17 protein-coding genes and 2 pseudogenes are annotated in these 20,217 nt (G+C 58.6%); 6 read left to right on the forward strand and 13 right to left on the reverse strand.

Annotated features, from left to right (window positions below):
• Positions 1-100: 100 nt before the first annotated feature.
• Together FY034_RS13965 and FY034_RS13970 are read left to right on the forward strand one after the other, a co-directional pair.
• Positions 101-1,663, forward strand: a complete 1,563-nt coding sequence (locus FY034_RS13965) for an acetyl-CoA hydrolase/transferase C-terminal domain-containing protein (protein ID WP_265551597.1) — start codon at positions 101-103, stop codon at positions 1,661-1,663.
• A gap of 109 nt (positions 1,664-1,772) precedes the next feature.
• A complete protein-coding gene (locus tag FY034_RS13970; protein WP_265551598.1) occupies positions 1,773-1,988 on the forward strand; it encodes a hypothetical protein in 216 nt (71 codons plus the stop codon).
• A 24-nt stretch (positions 1,989-2,012) separates the two neighbouring features.
• Here the strand turns inward: FY034_RS13970 and gltD are convergent, their stop codons facing one another.
• From gltD to FY034_RS14015, 9 genes are all read right to left on the reverse strand, one after another.
• Positions 2,013-3,494, reverse strand: a complete 1,482-nt coding sequence (gene gltD, locus FY034_RS13975) for a glutamate synthase small subunit (RefSeq protein ID WP_265551600.1) — start codon at positions 3,492-3,494, stop codon at positions 2,013-2,015.
• Positions 3,495-3,546: 52 nt separating this feature from the next.
• Positions 3,547-8,121 (reverse strand): glutamate synthase large subunit, encoded by a 4,575-nt coding sequence (gene gltB, locus FY034_RS13980; protein WP_265551601.1) that lies wholly within the window; start codon positions 8,119-8,121, stop codon positions 3,547-3,549.
• Positions 8,118-8,267, reverse strand: coding sequence for a hypothetical protein (locus FY034_RS13985; protein WP_265551603.1), 150 nt, complete (start codon positions 8,265-8,267; stop codon positions 8,118-8,120). Before FY034_RS13985 ends, gltB begins: the two co-directional genes overlap by 4 nt.
• Positions 8,268-8,472: 205 nt before the next feature.
• Positions 8,473-8,955 (reverse strand): transcription elongation factor GreAB, encoded by a 483-nt coding sequence (locus FY034_RS13990; RefSeq protein ID WP_265551604.1) that lies wholly within the window; start codon positions 8,953-8,955, stop codon positions 8,473-8,475.
• Between the two features lie 29 nt (positions 8,956-8,984).
• A complete protein-coding gene (locus tag FY034_RS13995; RefSeq protein WP_265551607.1) occupies positions 8,985-9,749 on the reverse strand; it encodes a SagB/ThcOx family dehydrogenase in 765 nt (254 codons plus the stop codon).
• Between the two features lie 33 nt (positions 9,750-9,782).
• Positions 9,783-10,769 (reverse strand): serine/threonine protein kinase, encoded by a 987-nt coding sequence (locus FY034_RS14000; RefSeq protein ID WP_265551609.1) that lies wholly within the window; start codon positions 10,767-10,769, stop codon positions 9,783-9,785.
• The gene (dbpA, locus tag FY034_RS14005) at positions 10,766-12,163 is read right to left on the reverse strand and encodes an ATP-dependent RNA helicase DbpA (RefSeq protein WP_265551611.1); all 1,398 of its coding nucleotides are present in this window, start codon (positions 12,161-12,163) and stop codon (positions 10,766-10,768) included. Before dbpA ends, FY034_RS14000 begins: the two co-directional genes overlap by 4 nt.
• A gap of 288 nt (positions 12,164-12,451) precedes the next feature.
• A complete protein-coding gene (locus FY034_RS14010; RefSeq protein WP_012471053.1) occupies positions 12,452-12,667 on the reverse strand; it encodes a hypothetical protein in 216 nt (71 codons plus the stop codon).
• A gap of 122 nt (positions 12,668-12,789) precedes the next feature.
• The gene (locus FY034_RS14015; protein ID WP_265551614.1) at positions 12,790-13,764 is read right to left on the reverse strand and encodes a hypothetical protein; all 975 of its coding nucleotides are present in this window, start codon (positions 13,762-13,764) and stop codon (positions 12,790-12,792) included.
• Positions 13,765-13,953: 189 nt separating this feature from the next.
• Here FY034_RS14015 and FY034_RS14020 point away from each other — a divergent pair, with 189 nt between their 5' ends.
• Positions 13,954-14,802: a mechanosensitive ion channel family protein gene (locus tag FY034_RS14020; protein WP_265551616.1), complete on the forward strand. Its 849-nt coding sequence runs from the start codon at positions 13,954-13,956 to the stop codon at positions 14,800-14,802.
• A 163-nt stretch (positions 14,803-14,965) separates the two neighbouring features.
• Here the strand turns inward: FY034_RS14020 and FY034_RS14025 are convergent, their stop codons facing one another.
• The 3 genes from FY034_RS14025 to FY034_RS14035 form a co-directional block, all read right to left on the reverse strand.
• Positions 14,966-15,487, reverse strand: coding sequence for a GNAT family N-acetyltransferase (locus tag FY034_RS14025; protein ID WP_265551619.1), 522 nt, complete (start codon positions 15,485-15,487; stop codon positions 14,966-14,968).
• Between the two features lie 138 nt (positions 15,488-15,625).
• Complete coding sequence (locus FY034_RS14030; RefSeq protein ID WP_265551621.1) at positions 15,626-16,888, reverse strand: DUF445 domain-containing protein; 1,263 nt, start codon at positions 16,886-16,888, stop codon at positions 15,626-15,628.
• A 117-nt stretch (positions 16,889-17,005) separates the two neighbouring features.
• On the reverse strand, positions 17,006-17,278 hold the full coding sequence (locus FY034_RS14035; protein ID WP_265551624.1) for a DUF1653 domain-containing protein: 273 nt from the start codon (positions 17,276-17,278) through the stop codon (positions 17,006-17,008).
• Positions 17,279-17,456: 178 nt separating this feature from the next.
• Between FY034_RS14035 and FY034_RS14040 the strand changes: the two are divergent.
• Both FY034_RS14040 and FY034_RS14045 read left to right on the forward strand, forming a co-directional pair.
• Positions 17,457-17,726: pseudogene (locus FY034_RS14040) on the forward strand (peptidylprolyl isomerase); the annotation flags it as partial.
• Positions 17,727-17,777: 51 nt separating this feature from the next.
• Positions 17,778-18,185: pseudogene (locus tag FY034_RS14045) on the forward strand (SseB family protein); the annotation flags it as partial.
• 82 nt (positions 18,186-18,267) lie between these two features.
• Here the strand turns inward: FY034_RS14045 and tsaA are convergent.
• Complete coding sequence (tsaA, locus tag FY034_RS14050; protein ID WP_265551627.1) at positions 18,268-18,786, reverse strand: tRNA (N6-threonylcarbamoyladenosine(37)-N6)-methyltransferase TrmO; 519 nt, start codon at positions 18,784-18,786, stop codon at positions 18,268-18,270.
• Positions 18,787-18,973: 187 nt separating this feature from the next.
• Between tsaA and FY034_RS14055 the strand changes: the two genes are divergently transcribed.
• Positions 18,974-20,065 (forward strand): phosphotransacetylase family protein, encoded by a 1,092-nt coding sequence (locus FY034_RS14055; RefSeq protein WP_265551629.1) that lies wholly within the window; start codon positions 18,974-18,976, stop codon positions 20,063-20,065.
• Positions 20,066-20,217 lie beyond the last annotated feature (152 nt).

Below are 20,217 nucleotides of genomic sequence, written 5' to 3' on the forward strand. Positions count from 1 at the left end.
TTCGATTTGCAACTCATACCATCGTTCGTCGCCCATGTAAACACATGGCTACTACAGCGGAACGGGCAGCTATCCCGATTCCAGAGGGGGATGCACACAGATGTTGGAACTACGTAACAGGATCAGAAAGACCAATCTTCACTCCCGGATCAAGACCGTCGAAGAGGTCATCCCACTCTTTAAAAACGGCATGAACATCGGCTGGTCAGGCTTTACCCCGGCCGGCTACCCCAAAATGGTACCGATTGCCCTGGCAGACCATGTGGAGAAAAACAACCTGCAGGGCAAGTTGAAGTTCAACCTGTTTATCGGCGCCTCGGTCGGGGTTGAGACCGAAGACCGCTGGGCATCACTTGATATGATCGACCGCCGCTGGCCCTACCAGACCGGCAAAAACATCCAGGCCGGCATCAACGAAGGGCGCATCCGCATGGGTGACCGCCACCTCTCCATGTTTGCCCAGGACCTGGGCTATGGTTTCTACACCAAGGATAACGGCGGCCGCCTTGATATCGCCATCATCGAATGTTCCGCCATCACTGAAAATGGCGGGCTGGTGCTGACCGCTTCCTGCGGCGCCGTGCCTGAGATCGTCCAGATCGCCGACCAGATCATCATCGAGATCAACACCTCGATCCCCAGCTTTGAAGGTCTGCACGACATTGTTGAGCCGATCAACCCGCCCAACCGCCTGCCCTACCTGATCAGCCGGGTTGACGACCGGGCCGGTTCACCCTTCGTACGGGTCGATACCGACAAGATCGTAGCGATCGTTGAGTCCACCCGCCCCGACAACGGCCGGGCCTTTTCCGAGCAGGACGACACCTCCGAGGCGATTGCCAACAACATCATCGACTTCTTCCAGGCCGAGGTTAAGGCCGGCCGCCTGCCCAAGAACCTGCTGCCGCTGCAGTCCGGGGTCGGCTCCATTGCCAATGCCGTGATCGGCGGCCTTGCCAAGGGTCCCTTCAACGGCCTGAAGGTCTGGACCGAGGTGTTGCAGGACACCATGCTGGACCTGTTTGATTCCGGCAAGCTGGACTTTGCCTCCACTGTTTCACTCTCCTTCTCGGTGGACGGTTTCAAGCGTTTCTACGACAACTGGGACAAGTATGCCAACAAGGTCATGATGCGGCCGCTCTCCATCGCCAACCACCCCGAGCCGATCCGTCGACTGGGCTGCATCGCCATGAACACCCCGGTTGAATTCGACATCTACGCCCATGCCAACTCAACCCTGGTGGGCGGCACCCGCATGATCAACGGCATCGGCGGCTCCGGCGACTTCCTGCGTAACGCCTACCTCTCGATCATGCATACCCCGTCAGCCCGTCCCACCAAGACCGACCCGACCGGCATCACCTGCGTGGTCCCGCATGTACCGCACGTCGACCACACCGAACATGACCTGGATGTGCTGGTAACCGAACAGGGGCTGGCTGACCTGCGCGGCCTGGCCCCCAAGGACAGGGCCCAGGAGATCATCACCAAGTGCGCTCACCCGGATTACAAGCCGCTGCTGCAGGAGTATCTGGATATGGCCACCAAGGACTGCCTGGCCCGCAAGGCCGGCCATGAGCCGCAACTGCTGGACCGGGTCTTCAAGATGCAGGTCAACCTTGCCAAGCAGGGCACCATGAAGATCGACAACTGGGAGATTTAATCCTGGCAGGGCTGCCCGCCGGTTGCCTGAACGAGAAAGAAAGCTTTATCTGACGAAGATTAAAAAACCGGCCCCGATCTAAGCGGGGCCGGTCATTTGGAGGGGAACCATGCGTGATAATGATACGAACTACTATTTGTTTATCGCATTGCAGGCCCTGGAAACTGCCTACAGTGAGAACAAGGACCTTACGGTGGCAAAGCACCTGTCACAGGCAATGGAAGCCCTGCACCGGGTGACCCATAAAGCGGTGAAAAACACACGGACCAGCCATAAAGCAACCTATGACCCGCACGAAATGGATGAATTCAACTCAGCTGTCTGACAACGCATCAGGGCTGCCCCTGCATCAGGGCAGCTCTGTTTCACCCATCAGGTAACGGTCGCATTCCCGTGCAGCCCCGCGGCCTTCGTTAAAGGCCCAGACCACCAGGCTCTGGCCGCGACGGCAGTCACCGGCAGCAAAGACACCGGGGATGCTGGTGGTGTAGTGGCCGTACTCGGCCTTGATGTTGCTGCGCCCATCACGTTCAACCCCCAGCGCATCCAGCAACGGCTGCTCCGGTCCCAGAAAGCCCATGGCCAGCAGCACCAGCCCTGCCGGACGGACCTGCTCGGTGCCGGGCACCGGGGTTGGCACAAACTGTCCCTTCTCATTCTTGCCCCAGCTGACCTGCACGGTATGGACCGCAGTCAGGTTACCGGCGGCATCCCCCTCAAACCTGGTGGCTGTGGTCAGATAGGTACGGGGATCAGCACCATACTTGGCGGCAGCCTCCTCCTGACCATAATCCACCTTGTGGGTCTTGGGCCATTCCGGCCAGGGGTTGTCAGCGGCACGCTGTTCAGGCGATTGCGGCATGATCTCCAGTTGGGTAACCGAGTTGCAGCCATGGCGCAGTGAGGTTGCCACGCAGTCGGTACCGGTATCGCCACCGCCGATGATAATCACATCCTTGCCCTTGGCAGAGATAAAGTCAGCGCCGGGATTCAGCACAGCAGCGGTGTTGGCAGCCAGGAAATCCATGGCAAAATGGATCCCTTTCAACTGGCGCCCTTCAATCGGCAGATCCCGGGGCAGGGTCGCGCCGGTTGCCAGCACCACCGCATCAAACTCGCTGCGCAGCTTCTCAACCGGATAGCCACTGCCGCCGATGGCGGTATTGCAGACAAAGCTGATCCCTTCCTGCTCCAGCAGCTTGACCCGCCGCAGCACAACCTCACGCTTGTCCAGCTTCATATTGGGAATGCCGTACATCAGCAGACCGCCCGGCAGGTCGGCACGCTCGAACACCGTCACCGCGTGACCGGCCTTATTCAGCTGGGCAGCGGCCGAAAGGCCGGCAGGGCCGGAACCGACCACCGCCACCTTCTTGCCGGTACGGTTCTTGGGCGGATTGGCCACAATCCAGCCCTCCTGCCAGCCGCGCTCAACAATGCTGACCTCGATATTCTTGATGGTCACCGCCGGATCACTCATCCCCAGGGTACAGGAGCCTTCACAGGGGGCCGGACAGACCCGGCCGGTAAACTCCGGGAAGTTGTTGGTGCGGTGCAGGCGGTCCAGGGCCTGGTGCCAGAGTCCGCGGTAGATCAGGTCGTTCCACTCCGGGATCAGGTTATTGATCGGGCAGCCACTGGCCATACCGGAAAGCAGCGTGCCGGTATGACAGAACGGGATGCCGCAATCCATGCAGCGGGCCCCCTGGGTACGCAGCCCTTCCTCCGACATATGCAGGTGGAACTCGTTCCAGTCGTTAATACGCTCAAGCGGTTCGCGGTCTGCCGGTATCTCACGGCAATATTCCATAAATCCGGTTGGTTTTCCCATGGTTGTGTTCCTGTAGTTCGTTAGTCTCTAAAACTTAAAAAGCGCACAGATGCTAGTGTTGCTCATCTCCTGAATTTTCCTCAAACGCGGCAATCAGTGCGGCCTCACCGCTCAACCCGGCAGCCTCCGCCCGGGCAATCGCCTCCAGCATCCGCTTGTAATCCCGCGGCATCACCTTGACGAACTTCGGCTGATAGCTGTTCCAGTCAGCCAGAACCGCTGCGGCCTTGGTACTGCCGGTCCGCTCTTTGTGATTGCTGATCATCTCACGCAATGTTGCCAGATCCTGTTCGTCAAGCGGCTCCAGGGCCACCATCTGGGTATTGCAATGGCCGCTGAAGTCACCTTTTTCATCCAGCACATAGGCAATCCCGCCGCTCATCCCGGCAGCAAAGTTACGTCCGGTTGAACCGAGGATGACCGCAATACCGCCGGTCATGTACTCGCAGCCATGATCGCCGACCCCTTCAACCACCGCATTGACACCGGAGTTCCGTACACAGAAACGCTCACCGGCCATGCCGCGGATGTAGGCGGTGCCGCTGGTGGCACCGTAGAAGGCCACGTTGCCGGCAATAATGTTTTCTTCAGCAACAAAGGTCGAACCGGCCGGCGGGAAGACCACAATCGTACCGCCGGAGAGGCCTTTACCCAGGTAGTCGTTGGCATCACCGGACAGTTCCAGGGTCATCCCCTTGGGAATAAAGGCGCCGAAACTCTGACCGGCTGAACCGTTGAAACGCAGGGTAACCGTTCCTTCAGGCAACCCTTCTGCACCAAAGTTACGGGTAATCTCGTTACCCACAATGGTACCGGCAACACGGTCAATATTGGTAATCGGCAGTTCTGCCGTCACCTTCTCACCCTTTTCAAGGGCCGGTTTGCAGATCTCCAGCAGCCTGGAAAGGTCAATGCACTTCTCAAGTCCGTGGTCCTGTGCCTCAGTGCAGTAGCTGACGGCACCGATCCCCATATCCGGGCTGTAAAGGATATTGCTGAAATCAAGCCCCTGTGCCTTCCAGTGGGCAACCGCCTTTTTCGGCTCCAGCACGTTGGCGCGGCCGACCATCTCGTTGAAGCTGCGGAAGCCCAACTGTGCCATGATTTCACGAACTTCCTGAGCCACAAAGCGCATGAAGTTGACCACATACTCAGGCTTGCCGCTGAAACGCTTCCGCAGTTCAGGGTCCTGGGTGGCCACACCGGCCGGGCAGGTGTTGCTGTGGCAGACCCGCATCATCACGCAGCCCAGGGTCACCAGCGGCGCGGTGGCAAAACCGAACTCCTCGGCCCCCAGCAGGGCGCCGATGACCACGTCACGACCGGTCTTCAACTGGCCGTCCACCTCAATGATGATCCGGCTGCGCAGGTTGTTCAGCATCAGGGTCTGATGGGTCTCGGCCAGACCAAGTTCCCAGGGCAGACCGGCATGCTTGATACTGGAGATCGGCGAAGCGCCGGTACCGCCATCGTACCCGCTGATCAGCACCACATCGGCGTGGGCCTTGGCCACACCGGCGGCAATGGTACCGACCCCCACCTCGGAAACCAGCTTGACGCTGATCCGGGCGCGGCGGTTGGCGTTCTTCAGGTCGTGGATCAGCTCTGCCAGATCCTCGATGGAGTAGATATCATGGTGCGGCGGCGGCGATACCAGACCAACCCCCGGCGTGGTATGACGGGTCTTGGCAACCCACGGGTAGACCTTGCTGCCCGGTAGCTCTCCGCCCTCACCCGGCTTGGCCCCCTGGGCCAGCTTGATCTGCAGCTCGCCGGCATTGGTCAGGTACTGGCTGGTCACCCCAAACCGGCCGGAAGCCACCTGTTTAATATTGCTGTTCTTGGAGTCACCCTGCTCGTTGGTCCAGGTAAAACGGGCAGGATCCTCGCCACCTTCACCGGTGTTGGAACGTCCACCGATCCGGTTCATGGCGATCGCCAACGCTTCGTGGGCTTCCTGGCTGATGGAGCCGTAGGACATGGCACCGGTCTTGAAGCGCTTCATGATCTCTTCCACCGATTCGACCTCTTCGATCGGTACCGGCACCCGCTTCTTGAAATCCAGCAGACCGCGCAGGGTGTAGTGACGTTCACTCTGCTCGTCAATCAGTTGCGAGAAGACCTTGAACTCCTGATAGTCATTGGTACGGGTCGCCTTCTGCAGGGCGGTAATGGTCAGCGGATTGAAAAGGTGCTCCTCACCATCCTTGCGCCACTGATACTGGCCGCCCGGGTCAAGGGTCGGATCGTTCGGTACCCGCTTGGGATAGGCCTTGGCGTGACGTGCCAGCAGCTCGGTGGCAATCCCTTGCAGATCAGTGCCGCCGATCCGGGACGGGGTCCAGGTAAAGTACTGGTCGATCACCGACTGGTGTAGTCCCACCGCCTCAAAGATCTGGGCGCCACGGTAGCTCTGAACCGTGGAGATTCCCATCTTTGCCATGGTCTTGACCACCCCTTTGATGGTCGCCTTGATAAAGTTTTTAACCGCCTTTTTGTGATCAATACCAGGCAGCATCCCCTGCTGGATCATGTCATCCAGCGACTCAAAGGCCAGATAGGGGTTGATGGCGTTGGCGCCGTAGCCCAACAGCACCGCAAAGTGGTGCACTTCACGCGGCTCACCCGACTCCAGCACCAGCGAGACGCGGGTACGGGTGGCGTTGCGGATCAGGAAGTGATGCAGACCGGAAACCGCCAGCAGGGCCGGAATGGCGGCAAACTCTTCATTCACGCCACGGTCGGACAGCACCAGAATGGTACTGCCGGCCTCAATATGACGGATGGCAGCACTGAACAGACTGTCCAGCGCCTTTTGCATCCCTTCGGCGCCATCGGCTGCCTTGAACAGCAGGGTCAGCGTAGTGGCCTTGAAACCGGGACGATCCAGGGCACGCAGCTTTTCAAAATCCTCATTGGAAAGGATCGGCTGTTCCAGCTTGATCATCCGGGCGTTCAGGGCGTTGGGCTTGAGCAGGTTGGCCTCGGCACCGATCAGCGTGGTGGTGGAGGTGATGATCTCCTCCCGGATCGGGTCGATCGGCGGGTTGGTCACCTGGGCAAACAGCTGCTTGAAATAGTTATAGAGCAGCTGGGGCTGATCTGAGAGCACCGCCAGCGGCGTGTCGGTGCCCATGGAGCCCAGGGGCTGAATGCCGTCACGGGCCATCGGCCCCAGGATCACCCGCTGATCTTCAAAGGTATAGCCAAAGGCCTGCTGACGCTGCAGTACCGTTGCATGATCCGGCTCCTGCACCGCAGCCTCGGGAAGTTCTTCAAGCAGCAGGTGATTCTCCTGCAACCATGTGGCATACGGCTTGGCAGCAGCAAGCTCCTGCTTGATCTCCTGATCAGGAATAATCCGTTGCTGTTCCATATCAAGCAGGAACATCTTACCCGGCTGCAGACGGCCCTTCTTGACCACCTGCTCCGGGGCAACCGGCAGCACGCCGGCCTCGGAGGCCATAATCACCCGATCATCGTTGGTAATGTAGTAACGGCAGGGACGCAGGCCGTTACGATCCAGCACGGCGCCGATACTGCGACCGTCAGTGAAGCAGACCGCAGCAGGGCCGTCCCACGGCTCCATCAGACAGGAATGATACTCATAGAAGGCACGCTTCTCGTCGTTCATCCCTTCGTGGCTCTCCCACGGCTCAGGCACCATCATCATCACGGCGTGGGGCAGCGAGTAGCCGGACATCACCAGCAGCTCAAGGCAGTTATCGAACATGGCCGAGTCAGAGCCGTTGGTGTTGATGATCGGCAGCGCCTTGGCAAGATCATCACCGAACAGCTCGCTGTTGAAAAGCGACTGACGGGCATGCATCCAGTTGACGTTACCCCGCAGGGTATTGATCTCGCCGTTGTGGGCCAGGAAGTGATAGGGGTGAGCCCGCTCCCAGCTGGGGAAGGTATTGGTGGAAAAACGGGAGTGGACCAGGGCCAGGGCCGACACCATATCTTCATCGCGCAGATCAGGGAAGTACTGATCCACCTGTACCGGCATCAACATACCCTTGTAGATAATGGTACGGGTAGAGATGCTGGAGACATACCAGTGGTTATCCACTTCCGGGTCGCGGATCTCATGGATGGCACGCTGATTGGCAATATAGAGTTTGCGGTTAAAAGCAGCCTCATCAAGGCTTTCGTCAACCGGCTTCAGAAAGAGCTGACGCACCAGGGGCTCACCGGCCTTGGCAGTGTTGCCCAGCGACGAGTTGTCAGTCGGCACATCACGCCAGCCAAGGAGATGCAACTGCTCCTCATGCAGAATCCGCTCAAGGATATGGCGGGCACTGTTACGCTCAGTCGCCTCGGGCGAGGTAAAGACCATGGCAACGCCGTATTTGCCCTGTGCAGGCAGCTCTATTCCCAGCGGTCCGCAGACCTTGCGCAGAAAACTGTCCGGCATCTGTAACAGGATACCGGCGCCGTCACCGGTGTTATGCTCACAGCCCACCGCACCGCGGTGGTCCAGATTGGCCAGAATGGTCAGGGCCTGCTGCACAATATCATGGGACTTTTTGCCCTTGATATTGGCTACAAAACCGACACCACAGGCATCATGCTCAAACTGGGGATCGTACAGTCCCTGCTTTTTGGGTACTCCGATAGTTTTCATAGTGCAACCCTTGTGAAGATATAAAGTTCGTGCCACCTGCCAGCAAAACGGACTTGTTTAACAGCAAATAACGCGCCAATCAGAGCCAACGAAGCCGCAAACAACGCAGCATCACGCACAACATACTGTTTTTCAAGCTGTTTCAAGCAACAACAACCAACCCTCAACATCTGGCAGGCCAATTGGGCACAAAAGCGGTAAACCGGAAAATACGATACAATTCAGCCAGCTAGAACGGGGGGCAAAAACCGGCCCGATGGCCTGCCACCCCGCCAACTTACACAACAGAGTTATCCATCTACTCAACAAATTACACAGTCACCCATCCGCCACCCCGCCGCAGCAGAACCGTTACACAACCTGCACCACCGTAAACGTTGCAGCCAGACCATAGTCTCCGGCCTGCAGTTCATCACCGACCTGCTTTCCCAGCAGGCCGCAGCCCAGTGGAGAACCGGGGGTGATCACTACGACCTCACCATCGGCAACCGGAATCTTCATACCGCCGGCATGGGGACCAAGCAGCAGCCTGCGCCGGTTGCCCGCTTCATCCTCCAGGGTCACCAGCGCGGAGAGGCGGATCGGACTCTCGTCGTCAAAGTCCTGCAACACCAGATTGCGGTACCCCTCCAGCGCAACCCGGATCTCCTGGGCACGGTTGGCCTGTCCCTGGGCAATATAGGAGGCCTCCAGCGCCGTGGTGTCGTACTTGTTGTCCGGGGCACATTCTTCGTGGGTGGCCGCCTCATGGGCCGCCTTTGCCGCAGCAAAAAACAGCGCCAGATCAGCTTCAAGGGAATGTATGATGGTTGTAAGCAGTTCAGCCTTTGTCATAGCGTCAAACACTTTCGGCAGAGAAAAGATTAATTACAGGTGAGTTTGCCAACAGGTGAGAGGTATACCACAAACTCGTCGTTACCATCCCCGCCGATCAACGCATCAGCCAGATCCTGATCATAGGCGGCAATGGCACAGGTACCGCACCCGATCGCCCCGCAGGCCAGGTAGAGATTCTGGCAGACATGCCCGGCATCCAGGGCTATCACCTTGGCCGATGCCTCGGCGTAACGCCACTCGGTACGGGCCGGGATCGCACTCCAGACAAAGGTTACGGCAGCCTGACCGGCAAAGCCCTGCCCGCGTGTTGCCGCGGTTATCCGTTGCGCCAGACCGGCAGGGGCCGATTCAAGGATCAGGGCCTGGTCAAGGGGCAGATAACGGTAGACACCGGGTACCAGCCCTTCCACCCGCAGCACCACCAGATAGGTTTCAAAGGGATGACGGCAACCGGCAGAGGGAACCGTCCGCAACACGGCTGCCTGGTGCAGCTTCTTGCGTACCCCCTGGGTACTCCAGAGCAGAAAAGCCAGCTCATCCAGCCGCAGCGCTGTATCACTGAAACGGCGCCGGCTTTCCCTGCCGGCTATCGCCTCGACCAGGTCACAGGCCGGGAGCTTCCAGTCCGCACGTTCCGGCAGCCGGATCAGCTCCGCACCATCGGCAACCGCTTTCTGCACCGGCGGCGGCTCTTCGCCCCGGGACTGCGGGGTGTCCCACCAATCCACCAGATCCCTGACCCGGTCGGTCAGGAACCAGCGCCCCATCTTCTTACTGAAAGCAGACTTCATACACAGTGCCTCCTGGCATCCGTCCGGACACCGTCATAACAGCTCCAGGGGCGGTTCATCCAGCGCTGCCAGCTGCTCACGCAGCTCAAGGATATGCTCGCCCCAGTAATGCATGCTGTTGAACCAGGGGAAGGCGATCGGAAAGGCCGGATCGTCCCAGCGACTGGCCAGCCAGGCGCTGTAGTGCAGCATCCGAAGGGTACGCAACGGCTCAATCAACCGCAGTTCGGCCGGGTCAAAGCTGTTGAACTCCTGATACCCCTCCAGCAGTGCATCCAGCTGCACCAGTTTGCGGGGACGATCACCGGACAGCATCATCCAGAGATCCTGCACTGCCGGTGCCATCCGGCTGTCATCAAAATCCACAAAGTGGGGGGCATTGTCACGCCAGAGGATGTTGCCGCTGTGGCAGTCACCATGCACCCGGATATAACGAATCTGTCCGGCAGCTGCCAGGGTCTGCTCGATCTTCTGCAGCAACTGGCTGGTCAGGACGGTGTAGCTCTCGCGATACTCGGACGGGATGAACTGCCCACCAATCAGGGCAACACTGGCATGGCCAAAGCCGGCACTATCCAGCAGCGGCCGGTGCTGAAACGGCCTGACTGCGCCGATCCGGTGCATCCTGCCCAGCATCCTGCCCAGGATCAGCAGGTTATCCAGATTGTCAAACTCCGGGGCATGACCGCCCTGCTGGGGGTAGAGGGCAAACCTGAAACCGTGGTATTGAAACAGGCTCTCTCCGCCGGGATTACGCCAGGGGGCCACCACCGGCAGTTCATGCCCGGCCAGCTCAAGGCTCAAGTCATGTTCCTCGACAATCTGTTGGTCTGTCCAGCGATTGGGACGGTAGAACTTGGCGATCAGCGGCTTGCCATCCTCGATCCCCACCTGGTAGACCCGGTTTTCATAGCTGTTGAGGGTCAGGTTGCGGCAGTCGCAGCGGAAGCCCTGACTCTCCACGGCATCCATGATAAAATCCGGGGTAAGTTGCTGAAACGGATGTTTGTGTACGGTCATGGTCTCTGTCCTGAGCCGATTCTGCGCACCTTGAAAAAACGCCCCTTGATCCGGTTGCCGCTCAGACAACCGAGGGCCTGTTCAACACTCTGGCGCATGATAGCCACATAGCTGTGAAAATCAAACAGATCAATCCTGCCCACCTCGCTGCCGGCTATCCCGCCTGCCCCGGTCAGGGCCCCCAGGATATCTCCGGGACGCAACTTGTTTTTGCGGCCGCCATCAATACAGAGCGTGACCATGGCAGGTGCAGGCGGCCTGCCGGTCAGCGGCGCCAGCGAGGAAAACGCCTGCAGGGCAATCCTGCAGTCAAGGCCGTCTTCCATCGCCTTGATCAGACGACTGTCCCTTCGGGAGACCAGGCTGATGGCCAGCCCCTGCTCACCTGCCCGGCCGGTCCGGCCAATACGGTGGGTATGCACCTCCGGGTTACGGGACAGCTCATAGTTGATCACCGCGGCCAGTTCCTTGATATCCAGACCACGGGCAGCAACATCGGTTGCCACCAGTACCGAGGCGCTCTTGTTGGAAAAACGGACCAGCACCTGATCCCGCTCCCGCTGCTCCAGATCGCCATGGATCGCCAATGCGGCAAAGCCGCGTTCCTTCAGGGCACCGGCCAGCTCCTGACAATCCAGCTTGGTGTTACAGAAGACCAGGGTTGATTCGGGGCGGTACTGACCGAGGATACGGGCCACCGCCTCACTGCGCTGATCCGGCTCTACCTCGTAAAAGAGCTGTTCGATCACCCCGGTTGCATGCTCCTCATCCACACTGACCTCAACCGGTCCATGCTGCATCGCGGCACTCATCTCGGCAATGCTGTCCGGGTAGGTGGCGGAGAAGAGCAGGGTCTGGCGCCTGACCGGGGCAGCGGCAATCAGGCTGCGGATATCATCCTGAAAGCCCATATCCAGCATCCGGTCCGCTTCATCCAGCACCAGGGCCTGCAGGGCAGACAGATCAAGACTGCCGCGCCGCAGGTGATCCAGCAGACGTCCGGGAGTGCCCACCACCACGTGGGCGCCATGTTCCAGAGAGCCCAGCTGCGGGCCAAAGGGTACCCCGCCACAGATGGTCAAGACCCGGATATTCTCCGTAACGCGGGCCAGACGTCGTAGCTCCTTGGCCACCTGATCAGCCAGCTCACGGGTGGGGCAGAGCACCAGCGCCTGCAGCTGTAGGGCTGTTGCATCAAGACGGCTTAGCAGCCCGATCCCGAAGGCTGCAGTCTTGCCGCTGCCGGTCTTGGCCCTGGCAATCACGTCTTTGCCGGCCAGAATCGGCGGCAGGCTGTGGGCCTGAATCGGTGTCATCGCGGCGTAGCCCAGCGAGGCCAGATTCTTCAGCATGGCCGGTTTCAGGTGTAATGAAGAAAAGGCAGTGGAACTCATGGGCTACAGCTCTCATTCTGCGCCAAAAAAACCACAGGGATGCTCCCTGTGGTTTTTCCAGGCATCGCTCAAACAGAGCGGTTCAGATTATTTCCTGTCAGCTTTTTTGATCTTCTTTCCGGCCTTTTCCCCTTCAGAGTCTTGGCCGGTGCCTGCGTGGTCTCTTTCTTACTGTCCACGCCTTTGCTCATAACGGTTCCTCCGGCCCGGTCCGGCTATTCCGATGCAACCGGGCTGCGGACAAGTATACCATCCTTCAAGACTGGGGCGTGATTTATTCCTGCCTGATCAGCGGGCAGGCTTATCCAGCAGAGGTTTCAGAAATTTGTCATAGGTGGCCCGTTGCTTGGCAGACAGCAGATCAAGATCCCCCTCGTTATCCAGCAGGAAGGTCCCCACCCCGATCACCGTCCTGGCCAGATAGCCGGTACCTTCTACAGCAGCCTCAATCTCATCGCCCCGCTTGCTCAACAGATTTTTCAACAGACGCAGATCCAGTTCCATAAAATAGGTTCTCTCCAATAAAGTAATAGGGCACCAGCCGCGCATCAGAGCCCGGTGACGATGATCTTCAAATTACAGCAGCAGCATCTTTTCCTGCCCTGATCCATCGAGCAGGTCTGCCACTATCTGCTCAGATACAGATCGGTACAGTACCTGACGCCGTTTTCTTCCCGGTAGAGCTCACCGGTCTGTACCTGGCGCAGGAAATTCTGAGCCTGGCTGCTGCCGATGTCACCAATCGCCTTGAGCGGCATAACCCGGTCATTGGCGGCGAAATAGTTAAATCTGCCTTCAAGAAACGCAAACTCATTCTGCGCCCCCAGCGTACCGATGGCGCTGACCGCACAGTTATGCACAAAAGAGTCTCCATGCCCGGCAAAGGTCTTCAGGGTCTCCATCGCAGCAGGATTGTTGGAGCCCCCCAGGTCAATCAACGGGAAGCAGGCGGTCGGACTGTCGGCCTTGACCGTGCTGAGCGCAGCCGCTGTCAGCTTCTGCAGCTCATCATTGCTGACCCCGTAGCCGAAGAGGCACTGGTTGATCTTGGAGGCCACATCCTTGACCACCACCGCCATCGGATCACTTATGCACGGTTTCTGGATCTCATCCATGGACCAGACCGGGATCTTGGAGTTGAAAAAGAAGGACGGGATCGAACAGCTCTTGCTGCCCATGGTGACCTGCCCCAGAAAGAGATTGTACGACTCCCAGGCGGAAAAACCGCTGGCACGGTGATTGATCAACTGATACTTCCTGACCGTCAGGGTCAGATCAGCAGGCGCACCGCCCTCCTTTGCTGCGAGTTGCAGCGGCACACCACGGGCGTTGAACTCTTTGACCAGTCCGTTGGCAATCCAGCCCACCGGGTCATTCAGGTTCTCCAGGGTCAGCTCAACCCGCTGCAGCCCCGAGATGCCGACCATATACTGCGCGCTGTCCCGCTGATCCACCACCTGCATGGTGATCGGCTTCCTGTCAACATGCTGATACACAAATCCGGGCGCAGGCGGGTCATCAGCCGTATACTTCAGTGAGCAGCCGGTGACACCCAAAAGCGCAATCATGCCGACGAACAACCTTACCACTGTAGAGCTCATGTCGTCCTCCCCGGTCAGATGAATGACACAACGCAGCAAGTATACCAGCCATTTGGCGGGGCTCAAGTGGTACGCTACAGCTACCTGCATCCATCTCGGCAGCTTCCGTCAGCTGCACAGGCAACCAAACCGGCGTTTTTTAGTGCTGCGTCGTTGCGAACCAGCTTATCCCATGGTACGCTTATTCACATGACCGATAATGCGCTGGCAAAAAAGGCTGCGGCCGCAACCTCACCGGAACTGACCGACAAGGTTGTACTCTATTTTATTGAACACGGGATGCAGATCCTTACCGCCATTGTCCTGATGGGGGCGGGTCTGTTCATTGCCCGCTGGGTCGGCACTATCGTGCAGCGCTGGCTGAGGTCAAAGGCCTATGATGAGCCGGTCAGCAACCTGATCGTCAAGGTGGTCAAGCTCCTGATCATCGTCTTCATCGGCGTCATGTCGCTTGGTCAAATGGGGGTGCAGATCACGCCGCTCATTGCCGGCATCGGCGTGGCCGGGGTCGGGGTCAGCCTTGCCATGCAGGGCCTGCTTGGCAATCTTGTTGCCGGGCTGACGATTATCTTTTCAAAGCCGTTCACCACCGGTGAATATATTGAGCTGCTCGGGGTCTATGGCCAGGTTACCGACATCTCCCTGTTTTCCACCACCCTGCAGCATACTGACAACTCCCGCGTGATTGTGCCCAACCGGAAGATCGTCGGTGAGATCCTGCACAACTATGGCAACATCCGTCAACTTAACCTGACTGCAGCCATCGCGTATAGTGCGGACATCACCCAGGCGCTTGCCCTGGTGAACACAATCCTGCAACAGAACCCTATGGTCCTGGCAGAACCGGTGCCTGCCGTGGGTATAGCAGCCCTGCATGAGTCATCCATTGCCCTGGCAATCCAGCCCTGGGTAAAGGTTGATGACTTTGTCCCCGCGCAGGCAGCCATCTATCAGGCGGTGATTGAACAGTTCCGTGACCACCAGATCGAAGTCCCCATTCCCCGCCATAACATCCAGATCCTGAATCCCGCCTCCTGATCCCTGATCCCTGATCCCTGGCAGGCTGCTGAAAAACGTTATGAGGAAGCACGGCTACAAGGCGCACGGCGCACAGCGACTGAGACATAACAGATAGTTAGAAGAAGGAGCGAGCACCGATCAACGCCGTAGACGGGCTCCGCAGTAGTTTTTCAACAGCCTGCTACCGTGGCCGACGCTTCTTGCCCTGTTTACCAGGCGGCAGGGCAGCGGTCTTAAACTCTGGCTCATAGCCCACCTCAAAGCTGGCAGCGCTGCTGTTACGCATGCTCAGGAAATGGGCGTTTCCCTGATCAAAGGGACAGGTCGGCTGACTGCAGGGTTCAAAGCCGAAGCGGGCATAGTAGGCTGGCTCCCCCAGCACAAACAGGGGCCGGCTTTTGATCTCCTCCTGGCGCAGGGCAAACCTGAGCAGTTCCGACCCCACCCCCTGTTTCTGGAAATCCGGGGCCACCGCCATCGGGGCCAGATGCAGACCACAAAGCTGTTTGCCGTTGTAGGCGTTGGAAAAGGCGATGTAGGCGATCACCTTGTTGGTATGGATGCAGACCCATTCATGGATCGGACGGTTATTTTCATGGAACTTCTGCACCAGCAACGTTTCATAGCTGCTGGCAGGGAAGGCGCGCTGCAGCAGGGCATAGACCTTGGGGCGATTTTCCGGGGTTACTTTCTGGATCTTCATATTCATCTCTCCACCGAGTTATTCCAATTCAAAATCAAGGATGAGATCAAGGCGGCGAGGAGTTCGGTGACGCAGGCGTACACGTAGTACGTTGAGGAACCGATGACAAGCCAACGAAGATATCGCCTTGAGTTGGAATTATGCCAGTAATAACGCCAAGGCATGCAGCAGCAGGCCGATCACACCACCCACCAGGGTGCCGTTCATCCTGATAAACTGCAGGTCGGAACCGATGGAGAGCTCGATCTCGTTACTGTAATCAGCACTGTCCCAGGTCTGTACCGTACCTGCAATATGCCCGGCAACGGCGTTGCGCAAGGTATCCCCGTAGTGCAGCACCAGCTTTGCAAGGTAGTCATTCAGCGAATCCTTCAGCCCCTGATTGTCCGACAGGGTCGTGCCAAGCCCGGCAACTGCCGCTGTGATCTTCTGCTGCAGTTTTGAATCAGGCTGCTGCAGTTCATGCTGCAGCCAGCTCTTGAGATCATTGCCGATACTCCGCGCATACTCGGTGACGGCCTGATTATGCAGCACCTCCTGTTTGATCCCCTCAACCGTGCTGCGCAACTCCGGGTCAGACTGCAACCGGGCAACAAGATCCGTCACCACGGCATCAAAGTTCCGGCGCAGTTCATGACCGGGATCAGCATTCACCGCCTGGATAAAGTCGTTGATCCTGGCGGCCACCTTTTCACCGGCACCGCGGGTAAACTGTTCCCGGTTGGGAATAAAGACGCTCAACAGCGGATACTCTTTGGTGACCATCTCATCAATCGAATTGGCCAGCCTGCTCTGGGCCTGTCCGGTGGCCAGCCAGGCCGCAAAGCGGTGCAGCAGCTCATCCAGCACCGCCTGGTGGCGGTTGTCGTTTCTCAGCGCCTGCAGCATCGCCCCGGCAGTACCGGAGAGATCGAAACGCTCGATCCGGCTTCCCAGGGCTGCCCGCAGCCACTGCTGCACCCGCTCATCATCAATAAAATCCAGCGAATCCGCCAGCAGCCGGGTCACCCCCCGGGACAGGTCAGCCCCGTGCTGTGGTGCCATCAGGTAAGCGGCCAGCTGTTCAGCCGGATTGTAGGCCCGCAGCTTGGCGATCAGGGTATCGCTGGCCAGGAACTTGTCACGGATGAAATTGGCCAGATTGCCGGCAATCGCCCCCTGTTTGTGCTTGATGATGGCGGTATGGGGGATCGGCAGCCCCAGGGGATGGCGGAACAGCGCCACCACCGCAAACCAGTCCGCCAGCGCGCCAACCATGGCCGCCTCGGCAAAGGCGGCAACCCATTCCCATACACCATGCCCCTTCTGCAGGCGGGCAATAACAAACAACAGGGCTGCACCGATCATCAGGCCGGTGGCGATTCTCTTGTTTCTGATCAGCAGTTTTCTTCTCGTTTCCACGTACTCTCTCCAGAACTGTTTCAGCTAAACGGATAAACACAAAAAACCGCCTCTCAGGTGGAAGCGGTTTCCAGTTTGCAGCCAATGTATGGCATGGCAAGGGTAATTTTGTCAATGTCAACCGGGCAGTTCTGCCCTGATCCGTTCAAAACGCGGCAGCTCGCGTCCGTCAACCGGCACGGTTTCCAGAAACATGGCCAGCGGCCGCACCCAGAGCGAATTGTTGTCATAGAGACAGCGATAGACCACCAGCTGCTCATCGCTCTCGCTGTGACGGGCTGTCCCGACAACCTCGTATTCGCCTCCCTTGTAATGCCGGTATCTGCCCGGCAACGGTTCCGGCAGCTTCATCAGATCAGCGTCCGGTCTTCCACCCTGGTGATTTTCCATGATTCCGCTCACTCTCCGGCATGCCTGTGCAGCACGCCCCGCACCTGCGCGGCAGCTGCAGCAGGGCTGTCAGCCGCACTTTTCGTTAAAATGTCTGTGCAGCAGGCCGGTGCCGGTTGCCATCCCCTGCTGATTCAGCTAGTATCGCAGCAGCTTTTACCACCAACAAGGAGTACATATGCCTGCTACCGCCCGCCACATTCTTGTGGATACCGAAGCCCGCTGCCTGCAACTCAAGGCTGACATTGAAGCCGGTGCCGACTTTGCCGACGTTGCCCAGCGCGAATCATCCTGCCCCTCCCGTCAAAAGGGGGGCGATCTTGGCACCTTTGGCCCCGGCCAGATGGTGCCCGAGTTTGACCAGGTCGTCTTCAGCGGTGAGCTGAACAAGGTGCTCGGCCCGGTCAAGACCCAGTTCGGTTACCACCTGATCGAGGTCACCAACCGCTGGGAACAGCCTGCGACACAGGCAGGGGGCGAATCCGACCTTGACCAGGCACTGGTTGCCCTGCGTCAGGACATGTCCGATGCCACCGCTCAATCGAAGTTCTACGACGCCTTTCTCAACACCCTGTTCTGCGTACCGACCCTTGACCCCAAGGAGTTCAAGGGAGAGGTCAAGATTGAGGAGGGACAGACCCTGCCGCTGATCATTGAGGCAGACGGGAACGACTACCTGATGATCTTCGACAGCGAAGAACGTCTGAAGGGCTGGGCAACCGGCCACACGCAATGGGTCAAGGTTCCGGGCTACGTGCTTGCGGCCACCACCATGCCGCCGCTGCATATCGCCATGAACGTCGGCACCGAATACTCAAAACAGTTCCTGCCCGATGAGATCACCTGGCTGCGTGAGGTGGTGGAGCGCTGTAATCAGGCCAACGCAGAGCAGGAACAGGCGGGCTGACGCCGGTTCCTGACCGTCATACCGATGCAGTATCACAGGCGGCCGATTGGCCGCCTTTTTCGTCTGCAAAACAAGCCCGTTACTACCTGGGCTTCTTCGGCCCCGGTGCCGAGTTCCGTCCCTGCCGGGCGTCCAGCTCGTCAATCCAGCCGGCCCTGGCATCGGGAAAGGCATCGGCATAGGGCACATAGGGTTTGATATCCAGCACCGGTGTGCCGTCCAGCAGATCCACACCGCGCAGCTGCAGCGTTCTGCCCTCAATTGCCACCAGTTCCACCGCCGTCAGACCGATGGCGTTGGGGCGGTGGGGTGAACGGGTGGCCAGCACCCCCCGCTTCGGCCCGCCCCGTGGCGGTTTGACCATCTTCTTCCAGCCCTGGCTGAGATGAAAGGCAAAGATCAGCCAGACCCGTTCAAAGCCGCTCAGATCCTGCACAACCTGCTCATCCAGCCACTCGGCAAGCTCCAGCGTGGCCAGTGCCGGCTGTCCGCTTGCCGTGCCCTCCACCACCGTCCCCTGGTGGGGTGCGTCAATACGGCGGGTATAGGGAGAATGCAGGATGCCGATGGGCTGATAGGTATAGCAGGTCGCGTGGGACATGGCATAAATGCTACCCCAGCCCTGCTGGCGAGGCAACAAAAACATGGGACGGGAACGGCCGTAGCGAACCGGCAAATACGGTTCGTCCGCTATGGTATACAGGTAGACAGGTATACACAATTGTCGACGTCCTCCTGAGACTTTATAGTGCCGCTACCGATACCGCACCCACGTTTCGAGGACGTACATGTGTAAAAAGCTTTTTATTGCCGCAACCGGACAACACTGCGGAAAAACGACCATCAGTCTGTCGCTGATGCATCTGGCGCTCAAGCAGTATGCACGGGTCGGCTACATCAAGCCGCTCGGTCCCAAATGCCAGGACTTTAACGGCACCATTGTCGACAAGGATGCGGCGCTAATGGCCCGTGTCTTTGGCCAGGAGGAACGGATCGCCCTGATGTCGCCGCTGGTACTGGGCAAAGGGGCCACCCGCCGGTTTCTGGATGGGGAACAGACCCGGGAATGGGCCGCAGAACGGATTCAGAACGCCTGTCATGAACTTGAGTCGCAGTGTGACCTGATCCTGATCGAAGGTGCCGGACACAGCGGCGTCGGCTCGGTGATCGGCCTGAACAATGCCGATATGGCCCGCATGCTGGGGGCGCCGGTGGTGATGGTGGCCGGTGGCGGCATCGGCAATGTGATTGACTCGGTCCGCATGAACCTGGCGCTGTATCAACAGGAAGGGGTCAACGTCAAACTGCTGCTGGTCAACAAGATGCTTCCTGACAAACGCCAGTCATCACTGGCCTATCTGGAAAAGTATTTTGCCCCCAAGGGGATCAAGGTCAGCGGGGCGTTTGACTATTCAGCGGTGCTGGCCGACCCGACCCTGCAGAACCTTTCCAAGCTGCTGGACAGGCCGCTGCAGGGAGACCAGGGCAAGCGTCAGAGAATCATTCACCACATCCATCTGGGGGCCGCCTCATCGCAGAAGGTGATCGACAACCTCAAGGATTCAACCCTGCTGCTCACCACCAGCTCACGGGATGAACTGCTGGTTACCCTCTCATCGCTCTATAACATCCCGGCCTTTCAGAGCAAGATTGCCGGCATTGTCATCCCCGGCCACGCCCCGGTGTCTGCCATTACCCAGCGGATCATCGACGACAGCGGCATTCCGTACATCCGGATCGAAAAGACCACGGCAGAGGTCTACAGCGCCCTGACCGACCATATTTCAAAGATCAGCCACGAAGACACGGAAAAGATCTCGCTGGTAACCAGCCAGGCTGAGCAGGTGATCGATTTCGAGGCGATCAAGGCGATCCTGTAACGCCAAAGGGCGGCCAACCGGCCGCCCTTTGCTACTGCTGATCATTATGTCTGCTGCTAGCAGGCTGTTGAAAAACGTTATGAGGAAGCACGGCTACAAGGCGCACGGCGCACAGCGACTGAGACATAACGTATAGTTAGGAGAAGGAGCGA

Origin of the sequence: Trichlorobacter lovleyi, from assembly GCF_015239775.1 — a bacterium.
Lineage (GTDB): Bacteria > Desulfobacterota > Desulfuromonadia > Geobacterales > Pseudopelobacteraceae > Trichlorobacter > Trichlorobacter lovleyi_B.

What these genes read in the sequence shown, in the direction of transcription:
- FY034_RS13970 (WP_265551598.1), top strand. Translation starts at nt 1,773, where the DNA reads ATGCGTGATAATGATACGAACTACTATTTGTTTATCGCATTGCAGGCC.
- FY034_RS14035 (WP_265551624.1), bottom strand. Translation starts at nt 17,278, where the DNA reads ATGGAAAATCACCAGGGTGGAAGACCGGACGCTGATCTGATGAAGCTG.
- FY034_RS14025 (WP_265551619.1), bottom strand. Translation starts at nt 15,487, where the DNA reads ATGAAGATCCAGAAAGTAACCCCGGAAAATCGCCCCAAGGTCTATGCC.
- gltB (WP_265551601.1), bottom strand. Translation starts at nt 8,121, where the DNA reads ATGAAAACTATCGGAGTACCCAAAAAGCAGGGACTGTACGATCCCCAG.
- FY034_RS14020 (WP_265551616.1), top strand. Translation starts at nt 13,954, where the DNA reads ATGACCGATAATGCGCTGGCAAAAAAGGCTGCGGCCGCAACCTCACCG.
- FY034_RS14000 (WP_265551609.1), bottom strand. Translation starts at nt 10,769, where the DNA reads ATGACCGTACACAAACATCCGTTTCAGCAACTTACCCCGGATTTTATC.
- FY034_RS13995 (WP_265551607.1), bottom strand. Translation starts at nt 9,749, where the DNA reads ATGAAGTCTGCTTTCAGTAAGAAGATGGGGCGCTGGTTCCTGACCGAC.
- FY034_RS14055 (WP_265551629.1), top strand. Translation starts at nt 18,974, where the DNA reads ATGTGTAAAAAGCTTTTTATTGCCGCAACCGGACAACACTGCGGAAAA.
- FY034_RS14010 (WP_012471053.1), bottom strand. Translation starts at nt 12,667, where the DNA reads ATGGAACTGGATCTGCGTCTGTTGAAAAATCTGTTGAGCAAGCGGGGC.
- FY034_RS14015 (WP_265551614.1), bottom strand. Translation starts at nt 13,764, where the DNA reads ATGAGCTCTACAGTGGTAAGGTTGTTCGTCGGCATGATTGCGCTTTTG.
- gltD (WP_265551600.1), bottom strand. Translation starts at nt 3,494, where the DNA reads ATGGGAAAACCAACCGGATTTATGGAATATTGCCGTGAGATACCGGCA.
- FY034_RS13990 (WP_265551604.1), bottom strand. Translation starts at nt 8,955, where the DNA reads ATGACAAAGGCTGAACTGCTTACAACCATCATACATTCCCTTGAAGCT.
- FY034_RS13965 (WP_265551597.1), top strand. Translation starts at nt 101, where the DNA reads ATGTTGGAACTACGTAACAGGATCAGAAAGACCAATCTTCACTCCCGG.
- dbpA (WP_265551611.1), bottom strand. Translation starts at nt 12,163, where the DNA reads ATGAGTTCCACTGCCTTTTCTTCATTACACCTGAAACCGGCCATGCTG.
- tsaA (WP_265551627.1), bottom strand. Translation starts at nt 18,786, where the DNA reads ATGTCCCACGCGACCTGCTATACCTATCAGCCCATCGGCATCCTGCAT.